This is a genomic window from Bacillus cereus group sp. MYBK14-1, from assembly GCF_051916885.1.
Lineage (GTDB): Bacteria > Bacillota > Bacilli > Bacillales > Bacillaceae_G > Bacillus_A > Bacillus_A cereus.
In genome coordinates, this window is sequence record NZ_JBQAHM010000006.1 from 1 (window position 1) to 23677 (window position 23677).

Here is a 23677-nt window from a genome sequence, read left to right on the forward strand (position 1 = left end):
CGGTTCTTTCGGATCTTCCGGTTTCACTTCTGGTTCCTTCGGTTCTTTCGGATCTTCCGGTTTCACTTCTGGCTCCTTCGGTTCTTTCGGATCTTCCGGTTTCACTTCTGGTTCCTTCGGTTCTTTCGGATCTTCTGGTATCTTAAAATCTTCTTTTGTTTTCGGTAAAATTGTAACTGTAGGCTCAAGTGGCGGATTTATTTTATCGTCCACTACTGCTTTATTTGTTATCCCTTTACTCGGCGCTTCTTTTACCTTCGCTTTAAAAATAATATTACGTTCTTTCGTATCTGTAATTTCTAGATACTTGGCGATTACTTTTCCAAACTCCATTTTTAACTCTATTGGATTTGGCTCAGCCCCTTCAAATCTAATACTACCTTGCACGTATTCTAAACCGGCTGGAATTTCATCTTCTATTGTAACTACATCTAGTTTTCCGTTTTCCACCGTATTTTTGAAGCTAATTCGGTATTCTACTTCTTCTCCTAGCTTTGGCTCTTTATTACTTACTGTCTTCGCTGCTGTTAACTTACCATCTTTATATTCTGGCTTTATTTTCGCTGTCGGTTCTATAACTGGATGTTTCGGATCATCCACTTCAATAATCGCTTTATTTGTTATTTCTCCTCCAACTTTTGCTGTTTCTTTTACCTTTACTTTAAAGATGACACTTCTTTCTTTCGTATCCGTAATTTCTGGATACTTCACTGTTACTTTTCCATTCTCTACTTTAAGTTCTGTAGGCACAGGCTTATCACCTACGGCCTCCAGACTATCTTTCACATACTCTAAACCAGACGGAATTTCATCTTCAATCTTTACATCAACTAACTTCCCGCCATCTACTGTGCCGTTAAAAGTAATTCGATATTCAATTTCTTCCCCTAGCTTTGGTTCATGATTACTTACTTCTTTCCTTGCCTCTAGTTTCCCATCTTTATATTGCGGTGTGATTGGTATAAGTGACTCAACTGGCGGAGTCGTCGGATTATTATCATCAACAATCGCCTTGTTTACAATCTCTTTTCCTACTTGTACCGTCTCTTGTACTCTCACTTTAAAGATGATACTTCTTTTTTTCGTATCCGTAATTTCTGGATACTTTGCTGTTACTTTTCCATTCTCTACTTTAAGTTCCACCGGATATGGTTCCGGCCCATCAGACTTTATACTATCTTGTACGTATTCTAAACCGGCTGGAATTTCATCTTCTACCTTTACCTCAGTTAGTTTTCCGTTCTCTACCGTATTTTCAAAGCTAATTCGATATTCTACTTCTTCTCCTAACTTTGGTTCATGATTACTTACTGTTTTTTCTGCTTGTAATGCACCATCTTTATATTGAGGCTGAATAGAGATATTCGGTTGCTCTGGTGGATTTATTGTATCTTCCACAATCGCCTTGTTCACAATCTCTTCGCCTACTTTAGCTTTTTCTTTCACTTTCACTTTAAAGACGATACTTCTTTCTTTCATATCCGTAATTTCTGGATATTCCGCAAGGACGATTCCGTTTTTCACTTTCACATACAACGGTTTCGGATTCTCTCCCTCGGCTCTTTCACTACCTTCTACAAACTCTAAGCCAGTTGGTAATTCATCCTTAATCTTCACCTTCGCTACTTTTCCATGCTCTACTACGTTACGGAAAGTAATTCGATACTCTACTTCTTCTCCTAATTTTGGAGCTGGATTATTTACTGTTTTCTCAGCTTTTAGTTTTCCGTCCTTATACTCCGGCGTAATAATCGCTTCTGGTTTTTGCGGTGGATTCTTCGGATTGTCATCATCCACAATTGCCGTATTCACGATTTTCTTACCGACTTTTGCTACTTCCGTTACTTTCACTTTAAAGATAATACTACGCTCAGCTGTATCAGTAATATTTTCATACTTCGCTGTAATTTTCCCAGCTTCTTCTTTTAACTCTACTGGCGCTGGCTCATTACCTTCTGATTTTAAACTATCCTTCACATACTCTAAACCAGTTGGTAATTGATCCTCAATTTTCACTTCTGCTAGTTTTCCGTTTTCTACCGTATTTTTAAAACTAATTCGGTACTCTACTTCTTCTCCTAGCTTTGGATCTTTTTTATTTACCTTTTTATCAGCTTTAACTTTACCGTCTTTATGCTGCGGGGTAATTTCTACTTCTGGTCGCTCTGGTGGATTTTTTGTATCATCAACAATTGCTTTATTTACAATTGCTTTGTCCACTTCAACAGAATCTTTCACCTTCACTTTAAAGATAATACTTCTTTCTTTCATGTCAGTGATATTTTCATACTTCGCACTAACCTTACCAGCTTCTTCTTTCAACTCTACTGGTGCTGGCTTATCACCTTCTGCTTTTAGACTATCTTTCACATACTCTAAACCAGACGGAATTTCATCCTCAATTTTCACCTCTGCCAGTTTTCCATCTTTCACCGTATTATTAAATGAAATTCGGTATTCGATTTCTTCCCCTAGCTTCGTTTTATGATTATTCACCTTTTTATGAGCAGCAATTTTACCGTCTTTATATTGCGGTGTAATTTTTGCTGTCGGATCAATTACTGGATGGTTCGGATCATCAACATGGATAATCGCTTTATTTGTGATGTCTTTACCTATTGCAACTGAATCTTTCACCTTCACTTTAAAGACGATACTTCTTTCTTTCGTATCCATAATCTCTGAATACTTTGCCATTACCTTACCATTTTCTACTTTCAACTCCACTGGTTTTGGCTCTTCACCTTCAGCCTTTTCGCTTCCTTCTACAAACTCTAATCCAGCTGGAATTTCATCTTCTATTTTTACCTCTGCTAGTTTTCCATCTTTCACCGTATTATTAAAAATAATTCGATATTCGATTTCCTCACCTAACTTCGGTTCATGATTACTTACTTCTTTTCTTGCCTCAATTTTCCCATCTTTATATTGTGGTGTAATCGGTACATAAGGCTCTTCTGGCAGATTCTTTGTATCATCTACAATTGCCTCATTTACGATTTCTTCTCCCACTTTTACGCTTTCTTTTACCTTCGCTTTAAAGACAATACTTCTTTCCTCTGTATCTGTAATTTCTGGATACTTTGCCATTACCTTATTATTTTTCACCTGTAGCTCTACTGGTTTCGGTTTAGAACCTTCTGCTGTGATGCTGCCTTCTACATACTCTAAACCATTTGGTAATGTATCCTTTATATTTACCTCTACTAGTTTTCCGTTTTCTACCGTGTTTTTAAAACTAATTCGGTATTCTACTTCTTCTCCTAGTTTCGGTTTATGATTATTTGCTACTTTCTGCGCAGCAATTTTACCATCTTTATATTGCGGAGTAATTTCCACACGAGGCTCTTCTGGCTCATTTTTTGTATCTACTACGATTGCTTTATTAACAATCTCCTTGCCTATTTCTGCCTCTTCTTTTACTTTCACTTTAAAAATAATACTTCTTTCTTTTGTATCCGCAATTTCTAGATACTTTGCCATTACCTTGCCGTTTTCAAATTTCAATTCTACCGGACTTGGTTTAGAACCTTCTGCTTGTAAACTGTTCTCCACGTACTCTAATCCAGCTGGAATTTCATCTTCTACTGTAACCTCTACTAGTTTTCCGTTTTCTACCGTGTTTTTAAAACTAATTCGGTATTCTACTTCTTCTCCTAATTTCGGTTTTTTATTGTTTACAAATTTCTCTGCTTTAAGCTTACCGTCTTTATATTCTGGCGTAATTGTTACTTCTGAAGTTGTTGGATCTTTTGTATCATCAACAACTACTTTATTGACAATGCCTTCACCAACCTTAAATTCTTCTTTTACTTTTGCTTTAAAGACGATACTTCTTTCTTCTGTATCCATAATTTCTGGATATTTTGCGATTACTTTTCCATCTTTCACTTTCAGTTCTACCGGATCTGGCTTAGAACCTTCTGCTCGTAAACTATCTTTCACATACTCTAATCCATTTGGTAAATCATCTTTTATTGTTACCTCTGCTAGCTTTCCGTTTTCTACCGTATTTTTAAAACTAATTCGGTATTCCACTTCTTCTCCTAACTTCGGTGTTTCATTATTTACCGTTTTCTTCGCTTCCACTTTTCCGTCTTTATGCTGTGGAGTAATTTCTGCCGTCGGTGTTTCTGGCTCATTTTTCGTATCATCAATAATTGCTTTATTGACGATTTTTTTACCGACTTTCACTTCATCTTTTACTTTCACTTTAAAAGTGATACTTCTTTCTTCTGTATCCGTAATCTCTGGATACTTCGCCATTACCTTACCATTTTCAAATTTCAATTCTACTGGATCCGGCTTAGAACCTTCTGCTTTCACACTGTTTTCTACGTACTCTAAACCTTCGGGTAAAGTATCTTCTATTTTCACCTCTGCTAGTTTTCCGTCTTCTACCGTGTTTTTCATACTAATTCGGTATTCTACTTCTTCTCCTAACTTCGGCGTTTCATTATTTACCGTCTTCTTCGCTTTCACTTTTCCGTCTTTATGTTGCGGAATAATTTCTGCTGTCGGTGTTTCTGGCGGATGTTTCGTATCGCTCACAATCGCTTCATTAACAATTGAATCGCTCACTTTACCTTTTACTTTCACTTTAAAGGTAATACTTCTCTCTTTTGTATCTGTAATCTCAGGATACTTTGCCATTACCTTACCGTTTTCAAATTTCAATTCCACTGGATCTGGCTTAGAACCTTCTACTTTTACACTATCTTTCACATACTCTAATCCATTTGGTAAATCATCTTCTATCTTTACCTCTGTTAGCTTTCCATGTTCTACCGTATTTTTAAAGCTGATTCGGTATTCCACTTCTTCTCCTAACTTCGGCGTTTCATTATTTACCATCTTTTTCGCTTCAAGTTTTCCATCTTTATACTGAGGAATAATTTCCGCAGTCGGATTAACTGGCTTATTTTGCGAATCATCAATAGTTGCTTTATTAATGATTTTTTTACCGACTGTTACTCCTTCTTTTACTTTCACTTTAAAAACGATACTTCTTTCTTCTGTATCCATAATTTCTGGATATTTTGCCATTACCCTACCGTTTTCAAATTTCAGCTCTACTGAATCTGTTCCGACACCTTCTGCTTTCAAACTATTTTCTACATACTCTAAACCTTCTGGTAAAGCATCCTCTATTATCACGTCTGTTAGCTTTCCGTACTTAACCGTGTTTTTCATACTAATTCGGTATTCTACTTCTTCTCCTAACTTCGGTGTTTCATTATTTACGCTTTTCTTCGCTTTAATTTTTCCATCTTTGTGTAATGGTGTGATTTTTGCTTCTGGTTCTTTCGGATGTTTCATATCATCCACAATTGCCTTATTGATGATTTCCTTACCTACTTCCGCTTCTTCCTTCACCTTTACCTTAAAGACAATACTTCTTTCTTTCATATCCGTAATATTTTCGTATTCAGCAATGACTTTTCCATCTTTCACACTTAACTTTAATGGAGCTGGTTTATCACCTTCAGCCTTTTCACTGCCTTTTACATACTCTAAACCGTTAGGAATTGTATCCTCTATTATTACCTTTTCTAGTTTTCCGTTTTCTACCGTGTTCTTAAAGCTAATTCGGTATTCTACTTCTTCTCCTAGTTTTGGTGATGGATTATCTACTGTCTTCTTCGAATCAATTATTCCATCCTTATGTTGCGGAGTAATTCTTTCCTCCGGCTCAATCGGTGGATTTTTCGTATCATCAACAATTGCTTTATTGACAATCTCTTTATCTACTTTTGCTTCTTCCTTCACCTTTACTTTAAAGACGATACTTCTTTCTTTCATATCCATAATATCGATATACTTAGCTTTGACTATCCCATTTTCAACAGCTAATTCTACTGGTCCAGGTGCTTCTCCTTCGGCCTTGATGCTATTTTCTACATATTCAAGACCTTTTGGAATTGTATCTTCCACTCGCACCTCTTCAAGTTTTCCGTTCTCAACCGTATTATGAAAACTAATACGGTACTCGATTTCTTCGCCTAACTTTGGCTTCTTATTATTAACTACCTTTGTAGCAGCAATTTCACCTTTTTTACTTTGCGGTGTAATAACAACCTTTGATTCAACAGGCTCATTTTTCGGATCTTTTGCAATTGCTTTATTTACGATTGCCTCCCCTACTTTTGCCGAATCTTTTACTTTCACTTTAAAAACAATACTTCTTTTTTCTGTATCCGTAATTTCTGGATACTTTGCCATTACTTTGCCGTCTTCCACTTTTAGTTCTACTGGCTCTGGTTTTATACCTTCAGCTTTCAAACTATCTTTCACGTATTCAACACCTTTAGGTAGTGTATCTTCTACTAGCACCTTTTCTAGTTTTCCGTTTTCTACCGTGTTCTTAAAGCTAATTCGGTATTCTACTTCTTCTCCTAGTTTTGGTGTTTGATTCGTTACACTTTTTTCAACATCCACTTTACCGTATTTATAATCCGGCGTAATCTTTTCTTCTGGATGCTCAGTTTGTCCATTCGGCTCACTCACAACCGCTTTATTAACAATCGTTTCTCCGGCTTTTGCCTCTTCTTTTACTTTCACTTTAAAGGCAATGCTTCGCTCTTTTGTATCCGTAATCTCTGGATATTTTGCGATTACCTTACCATTTTCTACTTTTAACTCTACTGGATTTGGTTCAGCACCTTCAGCTCTCTCACTGCCTTGAACAAATTCTAAGTTAGCTGGAATTTCATCTTCTATTGTAACTGCATCTAGTTTTCCGTTTTCCACCGTATTTTGGAAGCTAATTTGATATTCAAATTCTTCTCCTAGCTTTGGCTTCTTATTTGTTGCTTTTTTCTTTGCAGCAATTTTACCGGCCTTATGCTGTGGTGTAATCTTCTCTTCTAGATTCTTTGGTGGATTTGTTTTATCACTAACGGTTGCTTTATTAACAATTTCTTCACCAATTTTTGCAGTTTCTTTTACTTTTGTTTTAAAGACGATACTTCTTTCTTCTATATCCATAATTTCTGGATACTTTGCAATTACTTTTCCATTTTCAAACTTCAGCTCTACTGGCTCTGGTTTTGCACCTTCTGCTTTCAAACTATCTTTCACGTATTCAAGATTGCTTGGTAATTCATCTTCAATGGTCAATACATCTAGACGTCCATCTTTTGTCTTATTTTTAAATGTAATACGATACTCTACCTCGTCACCTAGCTTCGGTGTTTTATTAGATGCTATTTTTTTAGCTTCTATTTCTCCAGGGATCTCTTTTGGAGTCGTAACCGTAATATCTGCATCATCTGCAGTTTCATAATTTACCTCGCTACTATCTTGTCCCTTTACAACAACGATATTTTTTACTGTTGTATCTGATTGTACAGAAGCTTTCACTTTTACTTTGAATGTAATAACAGCACTTTCACCAGGCTTTAAAACACCGCCGTCTTTAGCATTTGCACCTTCACCAATACGGAAATCAATTTGATTATTTACAAACTCTGCTTCATCATCGCTTGCATTATCTGTTTTATTTCCTTTATTACTTCCAGACACATATTGAATAGATCCCGGAACATACTCTAAACGATCATCTAATTTATCAAAACCTTTTACATTAGATACAGGGGCTTGGTTATTTTTCGTATCATTTTTCACTTCAATTTGATACGTAAACTCTTCACCAGCTTTAACGTCCTTAATTTCTTTCCCAGCACTATCTAACGCCTTTTTATCAACTTGTAAGTTTGGCGCATTATGTTCTGTAACAAATGTAGCGTTATTTAATACGTAAATATCACCGCCACCACCATATGCTCTAAAACGCATTTTTGCTTCTTTTAAATCATTTTTCACTTGAGTAGGTCCTTCAAGGTGATACGTATGAATATCTGTACTGAAAGAATTTGTCCAATCTGGATTATATCCTGGGTATTTTTTCGTAACAAATTCGTTAGTGCCATCTACTTGTACTTCTGTCATAGATGAGTCATTAACATCATTATCTTTACCTTTAATATTTTTAAACTTTTGATACCCTAACCCAAAATCATACTCTCCATAATCATAGGCATATCCATCATTATCAGCTGGATCACCTTGCGATGAAAAATAACTAAATTTCGCCTTAAAAGCGCCTTCTTTTGGTGTGTTTATTTTATTAACACTAATATCTGTCCAGGCTGTACTTTTTTGAGAGACTAGCCCTTCCCAAATCTTCATGTCTTTTACTGTTTCTTTATAGTTTTCATAAACTAATATAAGATTCCAGTTGCCCCAGTAGTAGCCACTGCCTTTTTCAAATTTAATTTGTGGTACATTCGCAACTGTCACCGTTTGAGAAATACTTTGTTTTGCAATCACATTTGTTACGTCAGCATATGCAACATATCCTGCGCCACTGCTATAGTGATTTGCAATATACGGTAAATAATCCGCTTTTCGTATACTATCAGCACTTATTTCAGCATATTGCTTATTTCCCATCTTCATTTTAACGGGTTCTCTTACATCTTCATCGCTAACTCTATAATCTGTCCTTGCATCACTTGGAGTCCCCATAGCTGCTGTCCAAAATAAATATGCCTTTTTCACTTTACTTCCAGCAGGAATGTTAGGAAATGCACCTGTTGATGAATTAAATGTAGTATCATCATTATCAACATCTACAGCTTTTTTATTGGTTTTGCCACCAACACTTTGCCTAGTATAATGATTATCTGTCAAACCAAGCGTCACATTACCAGTCTGTACTAAATTACCAGGAGCAATTATAGAATACAACGGGTCTCCAAATCCTTGTTTATCTCCTGTTTGGATTTGAACCTTCGAAGCATTTTCTGACGCAGCTTGTACTTCTGCAACACTCTGCTTTACTGCCTCTTTTTCTGGCTGTTTCTCAGCTTCGGTTACTGGTTGTTCTGGTAGTTCTGTTTTTGATGTAGGGTTATTTTTATCTTCTACAGATACTTTTAGCTTTTCATCAACTTTTTTAATTGTATTATTAGCTGATGGGCCAACTTCTTTCTTACTACTGTCAGCCTCCTCATCGGCATTAGCTGCTACCTTTTCTTCAGAAGGGATTCCCTCAACATCTACAGACATGTTCCCTATTTGTAGTTGATCCTTTTGCACACTAATTTTTTGCTTATACTCATTATTAAAATGTTGTGCACGACGAGCTTTTATTAACACAGTCATTTTTTCATGTGATTTTAAATCTTTAATTTTAAGATTAGAAGAAAGAACCTTTCCTCCCTTATCTTTTTCTTCTACATAGAAATCCGCTACCTTATTTTCAGGTAACTTCTCTCCGTTTACTTTCACAGATTGCGAAGGGAACGTAATTTCATTTTCATTATTTTGTTTAAGCACCAATTCTTGAATTGGTGTAGCTCCCGTATTTTCAATCGTATATTGAAATACGTGCTCCCTCTCTGCTACTTCTCCCTTATATATTTCAGCATTTACTTGCTCTGCCTTAATTTTCACATCATTTCCTTGTAGCTCATCCCAGCTTTTTTTATTTATCTCTGTAGCAAAAGCACTGGGTGAAGGCAATATGATGGATAGGAGAAGTGTGATCATCGTTACGACATTAAAACACTTCAATACTTGCTTCATATTTTCTACCTTTCTCCTTTCTATATACTTGCTATCCGTCTACTTAATTTCGTAGCCGTATACATAGCAATATATATCCACTCGCAACAATCCGACCTACGAAAATGTATCGTTGAAATCCCAATGTCAACAATATAAATCTCATAGAATATTACTATTTTAATTTATCAAAAATAGCATATATATATCGGACACTTATACAAACCTTCACCATTTTTTAACATAGTAAAAAATGCCCTATTGTATAGGTTTATATAACAGTTTAAGGATACATAAAAAGCTTAACATATCTCTTAATCTATTCATACATACAATAGAAATTTTACCATTTTTAGTCATTTCAGTTTGTTATTTATGATTAAAATTTTCAAAAAACAATAACCGTTACATGTAAAAATATGTTATATTATTAAGGAACATATGTTCTTATTTTAAAGGAGGAATTTGTAATGATAAACGAACCCATTATCGTAAAAAAAGAAGCTTTCCAAGCAATCGGCGTTTCGATTACGACGACTAACGAAATAGAGGCATCTACTGAAGGAAAAATTCCCGAGCTCTGGAACCGATACTTTCAAGAACAAATGATGCATCACATCCCAAATCAAAAAACGAAAGAAACATTCGCATTCTACTCCAACTATGAATCAGATGAAACTGGTACATATACATTTACAATCGGTACGACCGTTTCTTCATTAGAAGACGTTCCTGAAAATATGACAACTTTAACAATACCTGCTGCTACATATGCGGTATTTACAACGAGAAAGGGACCAGTTGCTGAAGTCGTTTGCGAAGCTTGGGAATATATTTGGCAATGGTCGAAAGAAAATAAACGTGCCTTCACAACAGACTTCGAGCTTTACGACGAAAGAGCATTAGACCCAAATCATGCACAATTGGGTATTTATATTGCGTTAGCCTAAAAAAAGATGCCCATTCGGCATCTTTTTTTGTCGTTAAATAGCTACTGGGCAAATTCATTATTATTGTCTACAATGAGAAAGTGCAGTATAGAAATATTAGAAACTGTATAAAGTGAAACTATAATTAGTGGGGGCATCTCCCATTAAGTATTAGCCCTCACCAATCGGACGTTTACTGGTTTTTTAGTTTAAATTTGTCACATAGAAAGGAAGCAATATGGAGGAACTACAACAAAATAAAACTGCTTTAGAAGGAAGCGGAAAACCGTTATTAAAAAATACAAATTTCCTTTTTCTTTGGGCAGCTACTCTTTTTTCAAGCTTTGCTTTAGCCTTTTTTACTTTTTCACAAACGTGGTACATAGCAAAAACATTAAACCTTGAAGCTTCACTCGGTGTTGTTTTCGTAGCCCTTAGTGTTCCAAGGCTTATTTTTATGATTGTCGGCGGCGCTGTAGCTGATAAATTCCCGAAAAAAAATATTATGTTTTACTCCAATATCATTCGAGCGATTCTTGTCGCAACCATTCTCACATGGTTTATCGTTGGTGATGTAACGCTATATACATTTGCTTTATTCGCTTTATTCTTTGGACTTGCTGATGCTTTCTTCTGGTCAGCAGATGGATCTATCTTACCGGAATTGGTAGAAAAAAGCCGGTTAACACAAGCGAATTCACTCACACAAATGACGAACCAAGCATCGGTCATCTTAGGCCCTGTACTTGGCGGAATTCTCATTAAATTTACGAACTATGAGACAATCTTTTCCATTACGATTTTATTACTGATTGTCGCGGCCATACTCGTTCAAAAAATACAATTTACGATGCCAGAACAAAAAGATACAGATAAAGGTATGTTCACTTCCATTAAAGAAGGAATCTTATATGTAAAGGAATCGCCATTCCTTTCAACTTTCCTTATTTGTAGCGCTTTTTTAAACTTATTTTTAATCGGTCCGATGCAAGTTGGTTTCCCGCTTTTTGTTAAAAACGTGCTGCATGGTGATTCGCTCCAGTTTAGTTACTTAGAAGCATCTGTAGGCGGCGGAATGGCAATCGGTGCTGTCATTGTCGGTTTAAAAAATATTAATCGTAGACGCGGTCTATTTTGTATTATCATGATGCTACTGTCTGGTGTATTCTTCTTATCCATCAACTTTAGCACCGTACTTTGGCAAGCATTATTAGCCGGCATGTTTTATGGTATTACAATCGCAATGGCTATCGTTCCGCTTATGGCGATGATTCAATCGACAGTAAAAGAGGAAATGATGGGACGCGTAATGAGCTTACTTATGCTATCATCAATGGGCTTTATCCCGCTCTCTTATGCATTCACATCCATTGCACTTGCAATAGGAATTCCAATCGTAACCGTTATGAAAAGTGGTGCAATCGCCGTTATTGTCTTCGTACTCTTTGTAGCGATTCGTGTTCCAGTTGTAAGAAAGTTTGATTAACTACTTGGAGTCATGCATTTACGCATGGCTCCTTTTTAAAAGGATCAAATAACGGTATCCCCTTACTTCTTCTCACAGCTGCTCCCCATTCTAATCCAATCTCTAAAAATAAATCCCGCACTGTACTATATAAAAGTGCCTTCACATTTTTACGGATTTCCCCGTATTTATACGCCCTCACAACACTTTTCACGCGCCAAATGAAATTCCCATACACTTCTTCATCAGCTAATATTTGCTCTAGTAAAACACCTTGTTCTAGTAACCCGCTCTTTTTATATGCAAGCTCGACCTTACTCCAAAATATATTAATTTTCTTCGGATTACTCGTCATCGGCACCAGTGCGTATATAAAAGGCTTTGGTATATCGTGACGGCAATACGTCTCATCAAGCTCGTACGTTTCTTTTCTATTCTCTTTTATTTGTGGAATGTTTTTAGAAAGAATTGTTTCACCCTCATTTTTTTGCACATTTTTACTACAGCCAGATGCACGATCCTCACTTTCACATGCGGACATTTTCATACGGTCATCCATGCGGTCAATTGCAGATGTAAGAAATACATATAAGTTCGCACTATATCCGCCGCGCCTATGTCTTTCTTTTGTCGCAACACGCTTTATAATTCCTAGTTCCTCTAACTTTGCAATAGAGCGGCGTACTGTACGAATACTCTTTCCAACATTTGTAGCAATCGTCTCCATTAATGGACAAGCAACCCCCACTGTTTTCTGTTTCTCATTCACTGCATACTTTCCTAAAAAATGAATAATGGTAGCATCCGTTTTATTTAATTGAAATCGATAATGTTTCAAAACTTGTTTTTGATATGTATTAAACTCTTCTTTACTTTGAAATTCACTATATGGTTTCATTAAATTATATAAGCTTCCCATTTTTATCACCTCACTTATAAATAAGAGGCAGGAAGAAAAATTGGCGTGATAGTTAATATTTTTTTATTGGAGATGAAAATATGATCGTAATTAGTGCTTGTTTAGGTGGTATCGCTTGTCGGTATGATGGAAATGACAATCTCGTTTCAAAAATAGAGGAGCTTTTGCAAAAAGAAGATACAGTCCTCATTTGTCCTGAAGTATTAGGGGGATTACCAACACCTCGCCCCTCAGCTGACATTATTGGCGGGAATGGCGACGACGTTTTAGACGGAAAAGCGAAAGTGATGACGAAAGATGGTGAAGATGTTACAGAAGCTTTCGTAAATGGCGCTTATAAAGCATTAGAACAAATTAAAAATTTACACCCAGAATATATTATTTTAAAGGAACGCAGCCCATCTTGTGGTAGTTCTACGATTTACACTGGAGAATTTAACGGCAATAAGCAAACTGGTTTCGGAGTGACAACTGCTTTATTTAAAAGACACGGATTTAAAGTCATTTCAGAAGAAGAATTTGAAAGCAAAAAAAGGAATTGACCCTGTTCGTCAATTCCTTTTCTATCTGTCTTATTTCACGCCTAATTTTTCTTTCACTTTCGCTGGAAGCTCGTCTTTCTTTACTTCTTCCCAAGCTGATACACCTTTTTTATCTGAGTGATATACGCGTAGGAATGCTTCTTTACGAAGATTTTTTTGAGCTGTAAATTCTAATTCTTTCTCTTTACCGTCTTTATCAAAGCCAGTCAACTTATATTCATAATCTTTAAATTTTTGACCATTATCAGCTTTACTATGAACTTCTTTTCCATCTACTGTAATTTGAACGTAGTACTCATCTTTACCCATACGGTTTAAATCACAACCAACTAACAAGCTTGCGAATACAACTAAAATACTAAATAGTGCAATGTATCTTTTCATTTCCTTCACCTCATATGTTTTTTCTTATATTCTTATCTTAAAGCCCAGAGCTTAAAGAAGAAATTCAAAAACATGACATGAACATTACACTTTTGTAAGATAATAATTATTTCTTCACTTTAGAAATTGTCATTCCATCACCAATTGGAACGAGTACAGATTGTAAATGCGGGTCGATTTCTATCATTTCATTAAACTTCTGTATAATGTTTTTGTTTCGCACGCTTCTCAGCTACACTACCGCCAATAACGTCTTTCACGCCAATTTCGCCACTTATCACGTAATTTCCTTATACCGTTTATTACGCCTTCTATTATACCCTCAATTATAATCTCTATTACAAGGTATCTTATTAAACTAATAATAGGTTTAATTACGTATTTCCTTATGAATTCAAGAATATCCTCCATCATATTTCCCTCCTTTTTTCAAAAGGAAGCTGCTACTCCTCCGCGTCCTTTTACGTCCAATTACAATTGCTGCCCTACTGCGGCATATATCAACAAAACTAATACGTCAACAACATCCACAATAACGCTATTGAATTTGGAAGAAACTTCGGTAAATACTAATACTATAACATGGCTAAGAGAATTATTTTTTCATCTATATTTGGGGATGCTCCCAAAAACTTTATAAAATCAAAGACAACTTTACTACAACTCTTCCCGTAACTAATTTATTATCGTGGTAAACCGTCTTCCACTACATCCGTAACAGTTCCATTCGGTTCAAAGATTACACGTAATGATCCTTCTCCACCATAACCAGTATAGTCATATACTGAATAAGATTTATATTTCTCAATCACATGTGGCTGTCCAATTGCAGCTTTTACCTGATTCGCGGGCATACCTTTTTTGATTTTCAAATAGTGATTGTAACTTACTGCTGCCGAATTGTTATTTACATCTTTATACCACGGTACACGATCGTTTTTTTCTTCATATTCCTTTACAGGCTCTTCAATACGTTTCATAGATACCTCATTCTCTTTATCTGTACCCTTTATAGCAGTACGTTCAATATTCACAACGTAACCATATGTATTTAATTCAACCATAATTTCATATGTACCATCCGTATCTTTTTCAGTATAAAATACGCGTTTTTCATTATTATTATAATGTTTTATATTCTCACCACCGTAGTCAATCGTATTAAGAATATCCGTATACGTCATACCTTCCTCAATCTTTTGAGATTCGTCATGAGAAATATAACGCTTCTTTGATGATGGAGCATCCTCATTTTTAATACTTTCACGTTTACTCGTGGTCATAGGTGTTTTCTTCTGATCTTTTAATACTTCTTCACCTTCGGCCTTCGCTGGTTGCTTTGCTCCTACTTTTGTTAATACGTCTGTATCGCTAGAACAAGCCCCCAAAATCGATACTGTAGTCAACGCCACCCCTACTATAAGTACTTTCTTAAATAACTTCATTCTAATCCCCCCGGTGTTTTTTAATATCTAGTAATCAACGTATTTTAATGAATACGGAACTATTCAGTTCTATACAATTTGCTATAGCCTTCTCCCTCATACACCTTTTTTATATAAAGTGAAACTTTAATCAGCCCTCACCAATCGGGCTTTTATGGGATAAATCTACCTATTAGTAATAACCGGTGAAACTACAGCTAGTTCGAACACGATCGCCAATCATCTTCGTTACAAATATTAACATTAAATACAACTAATAAATAGTATATTTCTTCTATTTATTTACATTTCCGTTACGAAATCTTATCTTAAAACGAGCAATATGAAACTGGAATTCACAATATAAATCACATATCCTATATATAATAACATTTAAATTAAATTCCAAAGTAACTTTACATGCATTTTCTGTTTTAATGCCAAAAGAAAAGACCTTTCTAACGATTTTATTCCATCGCTAAAAAGGCCTTTTCTATTTCGTCTAAAAACTTAGCACTCTTCTGGTTTACCAGCATTCGTCGCTGTACGGAAAGATGATCCACATCCGCATGATGCGATTGCGTTTGGATTGTCGATTGTGAATCCACCGCCAAGCATAGATTGTTTATAGTCAATTTTTACTCCTTTAACAATTGGAGCACTTTCTGTATCGATAACAAATTCAACACCGAAAAACTCAAGAACTGTGTCGTCTTCTTTTGGTTCTACTTCAAATCCTAAGCCGTAAGAAAGACCGCTACATCCGCCGCCGTGTACAGCAAGGCGCACATACTTCTCTCCATCTTCAGCATCTTTTAACATATCTTTAATTTGAAAAGCTGCTTGTTCTGTTACTTCAATCATGAAATACACCTTCCTTTCTGTTCTTAGTCCATTATACATCTTTACGCTTCTATCTTGTACTCATACACTCCGCGGCAAATTACTTCCGCAGGTCCTTTCATCAACACATTTCCTTCTTCAGTCCACGCAATCATTAAATCGCCACCAGCTAAATGAACAGTAATTTCCTTACCGCGTTCCATCTTTCCATTTAAAATAGCAGCTACAACTGCAGCGCACGCTCCTGTTCCGCAAGCTTGCGTTACACCAGATCCACGTTCCCAAACGCGGAAGTTCATCTCGTCATCATTCAAAATTTCGATAAACTCAACATTTACTCGCTCTGGAAACATTTCATGTGTCTCGAGGACTGGTCCAAGTGTTGTAAGAGGTGCTTTTTCTACATCATCAACCAAAATAACCGCATGCGGATTTCCCATTGAAACAGCTGTAAATGCATAACGATGATTATTATATAAGAAGTTTTCACGAATAAATGGCGTTTCACCTTCACCAAGCATCGGTATTTCTGCACGTGTTAGACGCGGTGCCCCCATATCAATTTTCGCTAATGTCACGACACCATCTTCTACTGTTACTTCAGCCGTTACAATACCAGCTAACGTTTCAATTGTGAAAACTGTTTCTTCTACTAGTTTATGCTCATACGCATATTTCGCTACGCAGCGCAAACCATTACCACAGCTCTTTCCTTCAGAACCATCATTATTAAACATGCGCATTTTCACCGGAGCTACGTCTGAAGGGCAAATTAAAATCATCCCGTCTGCTCCAATACCAGTATTAATATTTGAAACCTTTCCCGCCACAAGAGCTAAATCTTCTTCAGGAATTTGCTCTTCAAACATATTTACATATATATAACTATTGCCAAGACCATGCATTTTTGTAAAAGAAAATTGGCTCATTTGTATTCACTCCAAAAATAATTTGTTATTTTAAGTATAGAATGCATGCTTTTAGAACACAATATGAATGTCCCCCGTTTCTCATATTTGACAACGTTTGGCGATGAGCCACTCTTACACAATTTGTGTAAGAAAAAAGCCCTTCTAAAAAGGGCCTTTTTTTATTTATCCCACTATTTTCAATTGGGGAAGGCTAATAATCAGCATTAGTCTTCCCCACAAAATAAAGTTTTATCTAATGGAAAAGGTGCTGCTAATTCGCAACACCTTAAAACATTGGATTTTCATCCAAATACTCATATACATTATTAACAAGCTCTTCTACTGTTGCACCTTGTACAACTTCACCATTTACAAGTGCAAACGGTCCTTCAAAACAAATACCACAATACCCTAGACAACCGTACTCCATTACATCTAAATTCGGATCTTTTTCTAATTTTTCTAGAGCTGCTTGTGAACCACTTGCAAGGTTACCTACACAAAATTCAATTAATGGTTTAATCAAAATTCTCCCCCCTGTACTACAAAACAAATTACCTTTTCACTTTATCTATAAGAAGAAAACTAAGCTGTTTCTTGTTGTTTTCGTTACACAGTCTAAACTATTTAGTTACTTCATTACTTCACTTCAAAGTAGATGACTTCTTCTATATAACATGCTACTTCCAATGAAATAGTAACTACAAAGGAAAAACAGTTTATTTTACTTTTCTTCTTATTGTACAACAGAGTATTCATTCATGCATTGTTATTTGTTCACAAATTCGATATAATTTGATTGAGTAAAGTCAAAATATTTTATTAATATAAAATTTTATGATTAGGGGATATTTCAACAGAAAAGGGGTAATCCATCATGAAACACCTCGTAATACTAGGTGGCGGCTACGGTGGAATGAGAATTCTGCAAAGGCTACTTCCAAGCAACCAACTTCCAGATGATGTACAAGTGACATTAATCGACAAAGTACCATATCATTGCTTCAAAACTGAATATTATGCATTAGTTGCGGGTACTATTTCAGAAACGCATATTCGTATACCGTTTCCTGAACACCCACGCCTCAATATTCAATACGGCACAATAACAAATATTGACCTCGAAGAAAAAGCTGTTCATCTCGATGGCGGCGAAGTAATCCAATATGATGACTTAATTATCGGACTTGGCTGTGAAGATAAATATCATAACGTTCCTGGGGCTAGGGAATATACACATAGTCTACAATCAATTGAACAAACACGTAAAACATATGAACAATTAAATAGTCTAGAACCAAATGCAACAGTAGCTGTTGTTGGTGCTGGCTTAAGTGGCGTTGAAGTAGCAAGTGAACTTCGTGAAAGCCGTTCTGATTTAAAAATCTATTTATTTGATCGAAAAGATAGAATTTTATTCCCGTATCCAGAGAAATTAAGTAGATACGTAGAAGAATGGTTCGTAAAACATAAAGTTAATATTATAAGAAACTCTAACATTACAAAAGTGGAACCAAATATTGTGTATAATCACGATGAACCACTTGAATGTGATGCAATTGTCTGGACAGCTGGTATTCAAGCAAATGAAGTTGTTCGAAACCTTCCAGTTGAACAAGATGGTAGCGGACGGGTTGTCTTAACGAAATATCACAATATTCCAAACAACGAGCATGTTTACGTTGTAGGAGATTGCGCAGCACTTCCACATGCACCATCTGCCCAACTTGCTGAAGGTCAAGGAGAACAAATTGTCCAAATATTATTAAAACGTTGGAATAATGAACCACTCCCTGATGAACTACCTGTTATTAAATTAAAAGGTGTTCTAGGATCTCTTGGTAAAAAACACGGATTTGGTTTACTCGCAAACCAACCGTTAATGGGACGTGTACCGAGATTATTAAAATCTGGTCTTCTTTGGATGTACAAATATCATAAGGGTTAATACTTTACAGGCTGTCTACTATGTAGGCAGCCTCTTTGCATCAGTTTTTAAAAATTATCAGACACATCTTTCTCAATATTTATAATGATTTATTTTTCATTTTTATATTAAAAACTACGGATAAACAGTGTATGCTATTTGTAAGTTGTTTTATTATTTCCTTGAAGACCGAATTCATTCGGTCTTATTTTTTATGTGATAAATACTTTTGTAGGAGGCATTACATTCCACTTATGAACTTATCGAAACTAAACAATCGAATAGAAGCGAAAAAGAAAGAGTTAATCTATCTCGTTGAACGATACGGATTGACTCATGATAAAGTGATTTCTTTCAGCCAAGAATTAGATCGTTTACTTAACTTATTAATAAAACTCAAGACGAAGAAAAAACGTTGCTCTTTATAACCGTTATCTTCTCTTTTTTGATACGATATAACTAGAATCAGAAAGGAGCGATTTATGTTTACATTAAAAAACGTTATATATAAAGATATACTACACATTCCTTATTTACAGATTCAAAAAGAAAAGATTACTTGCATTATCGGTGAAAGCGGAAGCGGAAAAAGCACGTTGCTTCGCATGTTAAACGATTTACAATCTCCAACATCCGGCACAATTGAATATAACGGAAAATTAATTTCTGATTATCATCCTATTCAATTACGTCGTGACGTAGTTATGCTTGGGCAAACTCCACCTATTTTTGATGGAACCGTTAAAGACAACCTATTAATGGGACTTCGTCTTTCTGAAAAACCATTTCCAAATGATGATGCCCTGCGGAGTGCATTACAAACCGTTAGCTTAGACAAGCAATTAGAAGATAGCGCCTCCTCACTATCTGGCGGTGAAAAACAAAGACTTGCCTTTGCACGTATCGTACTTATGGATCCGCCTGTCTATTTATTAGATGAACCTACTTCAGCATTAGACAGTGATACAGAACGCCGCGTTATGAAACAATTTACTGAACTAGCACGAAAAAAGAAAAAAACAATTATCTTCATCACACACTCACAACAACTTCCAGAAGAAATTGCAGACGACATTATTGAGATTAGTAAAGCAAACGGTGCAACTAGAAAGGAAGTGCTCTCTGTTGAAGGGCGTTATTGAACTCCAAATTTGGCAACTTGCAGCTGCCTATATTTTCATTCTTATTTTAATTGGACTTGTAAAATTAAAAGGAATACCTCGCGAAAAACAAATCGCTCTCGCAACATTCCGTATGACGATTCAGCTCGTACTTGTTGCATATGTCCTTACATACGTATTTGAAAACAGTAATCCATTTTATACAATTGCTCTCATTACTTCTATTACTACCTTTGCAATTTTTAATATTTATAAACGAGTTAACATCCCAATGTCTAAAGAATTAAAACGAGTAGCCGCCCTTTCCATGGTCGCTGGATCAATTGGGCCACTTCTACTATTTATCTTTGTTATTATCGGACATGATCCGTGGTATGCTCCGCAATATATCGTCCCTATTACAGGAATGTTAGTTGGGAATGCCATGACTGGTGTTTCTCTCGGCGCAAATACGTTCTTAAACAATATGAAATCGCAAAGAGGTCAAATTGAAGGTGCACTTATGCTCGGCGCAACACCGAAAGAAGCAGCTGCTCCGCTCATTCGAGACGCTTTTGACTCTGCTATTTTACCAACAATTAATTCTATGGTCGGAATGGGAATTATAAGCTTACCAGGCATGATGACTGGTCAAATATTATCCGGTGTATCACCATTCACAGCCATTCAATATCAAATCGCCATCATACTCGGTATTTCTGGAAGTACTGCCTTTGCTGTCATTATCTTTTTACAGCTTGGATATAAAACGTTCTTTAATAAGCGATGTCAATTGAAAGAAATTGACTATGGTACGAGGTGAATGGTGCGTAGTTCACGATGAATGAAATTATATTAACGATTTTTTCAATATATCTATCATAACTTGCAATATATCAACGATTTTTCAAATATATCTATCATAACTCAGAATATATCAACAATTTTGTACGAAATATCGATTTACCGACAAAAAGTGACATAATAAAAAGAGGAGGCTATTCGCCTCCTCTTCTATTTACTTACGCCTTCTTAACGAACTGTGATTTTAACTTCATAGCTCCGAAGCCGTCGATTTTGCAATCGATATCGTGATCGCCATCAACTAGACGGATACTCTTTACTTTCGTACCGATCTTCACAACTGAAGAAGTTCCTTTTACTTTTAAATCTTTAATAACAGTAACTGCATCGCCGTCTTGAAGAACGTTTCCGTTCGCATCTTTTACAACTTTCGCACCATCATTATTTTCAGCTTCTGCTTCTTGGCCCCACTCATGAGCACATTCTGGACATACGAAAAGAACGCCATCCTCATACGTATATTCTGAATTACATTTTGGACAATTTGGTAAAGTAGCCATAAATTCATTTCCTCCGTTCATTATTTATACGTAAAAATCAAAATTGATGTTTACATCTCGATAAATAAAATTTGTATAGCATTTCTTTATAGTGCCATAGTCTCACGTTATTGACAAGCCTACCTCAAATTCTCATTTTTTATTGTATTTTACAAAATTTCAATTTGTATGCCGTTTTTCTATTTGCTCTTCTACTAATTTTAAAAATCTTCGTTGTGCATTTTTATTTTTTACAAGCAATCGAACTCTTAGCTTACTTTGTAAATATGAGCGAACTTTGTAGTTCGTAATAAATAACTTTCGATACTTTTCGTCTTCATATATCATTCGAAACCATTCATACTGCTGCAAGTAACGTATGTTAGCATCAATCTTTTTCGTGTGTAAACCCGTACTTAAACTAATCGATCCTATTAGAGCTTCTATTAATACTGAAATCATTTCTCTCCCCCTAATAAACAAAAGAAGAACCTTCACAAGATTCTTCTTTTCAAAATGAACGAGTTCCCTCTAGAAACCCCAATTATTTTCTTCAATGTAAATTTGATATTCTTCTACTTCTTCTTCACTTAACTTCTTATTATTTTCATATACCTCTTGCCACTCGAAATAATCTTCATCGAAATAAACAGCAAATTTAATTTTCACGTTTTTCTTCTCTGTATAATCATAACCAGTAAACTCTACTACGTCATAATCTTTTTCTTTCTTCACAAACTTCCAAGTTGGATTATCAGTCATAATCTCTAAAGTAACCCCTTCGCCACTTGAACGAACAACGTTTTTAATATTCGGCTCAGTTGGTAAAAAGGACAGCCCGAACGCAGCTAATCCATACACAATCCCGACTATAATCTGTAAACCAATCATACCAGCAATACTCACGCCGCCCTTTGATTGTAAGAAATACGCCTTCTCATGATCAGACGCATCTTCTCCCTTACGAAAAACACGAACAGCCTGCTTATAATATAAACGGTTTCCTTGCCATCCAGTAAATATCATCATTCCTAATTGAAGAGCTAAACTAAATGTTACATAAATCCCATCTGGAATATCTATAAAAGGGGGTATAACTATACTAGGTATAGCCAATAACGCAAATATAATAAATAACTTATACATTTTACGATAAGCTAACCAAAAAGTTGGGAAGAAAAAGGCTACCCAATTCCATGTATTCCCTTGCGCTGGATTTTCTACTTTACCCCACTTAAAGTCATAATAAGCTGTATTCTTTTGAACAACTTTATGTAATTCTTGTGGAGAAATCGTTTCTTGTAAAACCGTGTCCTTCACGTACATCATCCTTTTCTTATTTCTATATACATTTATTGTATATGGACAAAATGAAGGAATCTAACAAAAAGTACACATATTTCATAAAAGTGAACGGAAATCGAATATATTCCGACAATTATCCGTTTCTTATTTCATTTTACTTTTAAATATATTAAAATAATCGTGTATCATACCTTTAATACACTAAGTTAATTATTTTATATATTCACTAAAAAGGATGCATCAAAATCATTTTTATACATCCTTTTTAGTGAATATATACTACATTTCCTCCCTCTTAATCACATTGAAATACTATTTTATTTCCCCCACATTCCCCTTCACTTTCTCAATAATATCTTCTATACGTTCCGCTATACATTCCAGCTCCCATTCTCCCTCACCGTGCATAGCTGTATAAACTGGACAATTCTCATCATTACTATCTACAAAAATCGGGTCTCCAAGATATGAATCTATCCCTATTACAATCCATCCTTCTTTCCAATCTCCTTCTTCATTCCCGACTAAGCTTTGTCCTTCTTCATCAAAACTATAACCAAGTTGCCCTTCTTCTATTTCTTCACTATTAAACAATTCTATCGTCATAGGTTCAGATTCATACTCTAGCTCAATTTCATTATCCTCAGCACGATCTACATGTGCTAAAAGTTGTTTAATTTTATTATGGTTAATCATGATATCTTCTCCATTCTATCTTTTAAAAATCTAATTTTATTCATAATGAGCTGCCGCAAGTAACATTTGAGCAATAAACTTCCATGAAATATTTTCTGGAAACTTCTCTCCTTGATTTATATAAACCGATTCACAAGAACCTAACCAACTATTTAATGCCTCTAAATAAGTCTCTACCTCTACATTCTCCCATTCATCTTTATTCACTTTAAAATCCTTTTGGAGGTATACAAGAAATTTTAATAAATCTTCTTTAGAATTTACGTGATCGAGGTATTCATACACATCCATACTCCGTCCCTCCCTCTATTGCGTGTTA

At 35.5% G+C, this 23677-nt stretch carries 19 protein-coding genes and 1 pseudogene; 7 read left to right on the forward strand and 13 right to left on the reverse strand.

What is annotated here, in order from left to right; translation table 11 throughout:
* Positions 1 to 9591 (reverse strand): isopeptide-forming domain-containing fimbrial protein (locus ACTFR3_RS16750; protein WP_440044607.1); only part of this gene is annotated, 9591 nt, incomplete at its 3' end.
* A gap of 449 nt (positions 9592 to 10040) precedes the next feature.
* On the opposite strand from ACTFR3_RS16750, the gene ACTFR3_RS16755 reads away from it, so the two are divergent.
* Both ACTFR3_RS16755 and ACTFR3_RS16760 read left to right on the forward strand, forming a co-directional pair.
* Positions 10041 to 10520, forward strand: a complete 480-nt coding sequence (locus ACTFR3_RS16755) for a GyrI-like domain-containing protein (protein ID WP_071730789.1) — start codon at positions 10041 to 10043, stop codon at positions 10518 to 10520.
* Between the two features lie 217 nt (positions 10521 to 10737).
* Positions 10738 to 11985, forward strand: coding sequence for an MFS transporter (locus ACTFR3_RS16760; protein WP_048656031.1), 1248 nt, complete (start codon positions 10738 to 10740; stop codon positions 11983 to 11985).
* Positions 11986 to 11995: 10 nt separating this feature from the next.
* On the opposite strand, the gene ACTFR3_RS16765 is transcribed toward ACTFR3_RS16760, so the two are convergent.
* Positions 11996 to 12883 carry a helix-turn-helix domain-containing protein gene (locus tag ACTFR3_RS16765; protein ID WP_440044608.1) on the reverse strand — a complete coding sequence of 296 codons (888 nt, stop codon included), beginning with the start codon at positions 12881 to 12883 and terminating at the stop codon, positions 11996 to 11998.
* Positions 12884 to 12963: 80 nt separating this feature from the next.
* On the opposite strand from ACTFR3_RS16765, the gene ACTFR3_RS16770 reads away from it, so the two are divergent.
* A complete protein-coding gene (locus ACTFR3_RS16770; RefSeq protein ID WP_440044609.1) occupies positions 12964 to 13425 on the forward strand; it encodes a DUF523 domain-containing protein in 462 nt (153 codons plus the stop codon).
* A 30-nt stretch (positions 13426 to 13455) separates the two neighbouring features.
* Here ACTFR3_RS16770 and ACTFR3_RS16775 read toward each other — a convergent pair whose 3' ends face one another.
* The 6 genes and pseudogenes from ACTFR3_RS16775 to ACTFR3_RS16800 all read right to left on the reverse strand — a co-directional run bounded on the left by ACTFR3_RS16775 (position 13456) and on the right by ACTFR3_RS16800 (position 17513).
* On the reverse strand, positions 13456 to 13809 hold the full coding sequence (locus tag ACTFR3_RS16775) for a YxeA family protein (RefSeq protein WP_000833148.1): 354 nt from the start codon (positions 13807 to 13809) through the stop codon (positions 13456 to 13458).
* A 106-nt stretch (positions 13810 to 13915) separates the two neighbouring features.
* Positions 13916 to 14090: pseudogene (locus tag ACTFR3_RS16780) on the reverse strand (methyltransferase).
* A gap of 402 nt (positions 14091 to 14492) precedes the next feature.
* Positions 14493 to 15254, reverse strand: coding sequence for a hypothetical protein (locus tag ACTFR3_RS16785; RefSeq protein WP_000765218.1), 762 nt, complete (start codon positions 15252 to 15254; stop codon positions 14493 to 14495).
* Positions 15255 to 15743: 489 nt separating this feature from the next.
* Positions 15744 to 16097 carry a HesB/IscA family protein gene (locus ACTFR3_RS16790; protein WP_000573826.1) on the reverse strand — a complete coding sequence of 118 codons (354 nt, stop codon included), beginning with the start codon at positions 16095 to 16097 and terminating at the stop codon, positions 15744 to 15746.
* Positions 16098 to 16138: 41 nt separating this feature from the next.
* Positions 16139 to 17005 carry a diaminopimelate epimerase gene (dapF, locus tag ACTFR3_RS16795; protein WP_000077405.1) on the reverse strand — a complete coding sequence of 289 codons (867 nt, stop codon included), beginning with the start codon at positions 17003 to 17005 and terminating at the stop codon, positions 16139 to 16141.
* A gap of 268 nt (positions 17006 to 17273) precedes the next feature.
* Complete coding sequence (locus tag ACTFR3_RS16800; protein ID WP_000595026.1) at positions 17274 to 17513, reverse strand: YuzB family protein; 240 nt, start codon at positions 17511 to 17513, stop codon at positions 17274 to 17276.
* Positions 17514 to 17864: 351 nt separating this feature from the next.
* Here ACTFR3_RS16800 and ACTFR3_RS16805 point away from each other — a divergent pair, with 351 nt between their 5' ends.
* The 4 genes from ACTFR3_RS16805 (at position 17865) to ACTFR3_RS16820 (ending at position 20837) form a co-directional block, all read left to right on the forward strand.
* Entirely contained in the window at positions 17865 to 18935 is a 1071-nt protein-coding gene (locus ACTFR3_RS16805) for an NAD(P)/FAD-dependent oxidoreductase (RefSeq protein ID WP_440044610.1), read from the forward strand.
* Between the two features lie 233 nt (positions 18936 to 19168).
* Positions 19169 to 19342: an aspartyl-phosphate phosphatase Spo0E family protein gene (locus ACTFR3_RS16810; RefSeq protein WP_001054091.1), complete on the forward strand. Its 174-nt coding sequence runs from the start codon at positions 19169 to 19171 to the stop codon at positions 19340 to 19342.
* Positions 19343 to 19396: 54 nt separating this feature from the next.
* The gene (locus ACTFR3_RS16815; protein ID WP_078421540.1) at positions 19397 to 20056 is read left to right on the forward strand and encodes an ABC transporter ATP-binding protein; all 660 of its coding nucleotides are present in this window, start codon (positions 19397 to 19399) and stop codon (positions 20054 to 20056) included.
* Positions 20040 to 20837: an ABC transporter permease gene (locus tag ACTFR3_RS16820; protein ID WP_000679256.1), complete on the forward strand. Its 798-nt coding sequence runs from the start codon at positions 20040 to 20042 to the stop codon at positions 20835 to 20837. Before ACTFR3_RS16815 ends, ACTFR3_RS16820 begins: the two co-directional genes overlap by 17 nt.
* 199 nt (positions 20838 to 21036) lie before the next feature.
* On the opposite strand, the gene phnA is transcribed toward ACTFR3_RS16820, so the two are convergent.
* The 5 genes from phnA to ACTFR3_RS16845 all read right to left on the reverse strand — a co-directional run bounded on the left by phnA (position 21037) and on the right by ACTFR3_RS16845 (position 23649).
* The gene (phnA, locus tag ACTFR3_RS16825; RefSeq protein ID WP_000212737.1) at positions 21037 to 21378 is read right to left on the reverse strand and encodes an alkylphosphonate utilization operon protein PhnA; all 342 of its coding nucleotides are present in this window, start codon (positions 21376 to 21378) and stop codon (positions 21037 to 21039) included.
* A 159-nt stretch (positions 21379 to 21537) separates the two neighbouring features.
* Positions 21538 to 21819, reverse strand: coding sequence for a hypothetical protein (locus tag ACTFR3_RS16830; RefSeq protein WP_000626489.1), 282 nt, complete (start codon positions 21817 to 21819; stop codon positions 21538 to 21540).
* 69 nt (positions 21820 to 21888) lie between these two features.
* On the reverse strand, positions 21889 to 22686 hold the full coding sequence (locus ACTFR3_RS16835) for a DUF2628 domain-containing protein (protein WP_002026505.1): 798 nt from the start codon (positions 22684 to 22686) through the stop codon (positions 21889 to 21891).
* A 288-nt stretch (positions 22687 to 22974) separates the two neighbouring features.
* Positions 22975 to 23358: a hypothetical protein gene (locus ACTFR3_RS16840; RefSeq protein WP_000607083.1), complete on the reverse strand. Its 384-nt coding sequence runs from the start codon at positions 23356 to 23358 to the stop codon at positions 22975 to 22977.
* 36 nt (positions 23359 to 23394) lie between these two features.
* Complete coding sequence (locus tag ACTFR3_RS16845; protein ID WP_000383680.1) at positions 23395 to 23649, reverse strand: DUF7660 family protein; 255 nt, start codon at positions 23647 to 23649, stop codon at positions 23395 to 23397.
* Positions 23650 to 23677: the final 28 nt, after the last annotated feature.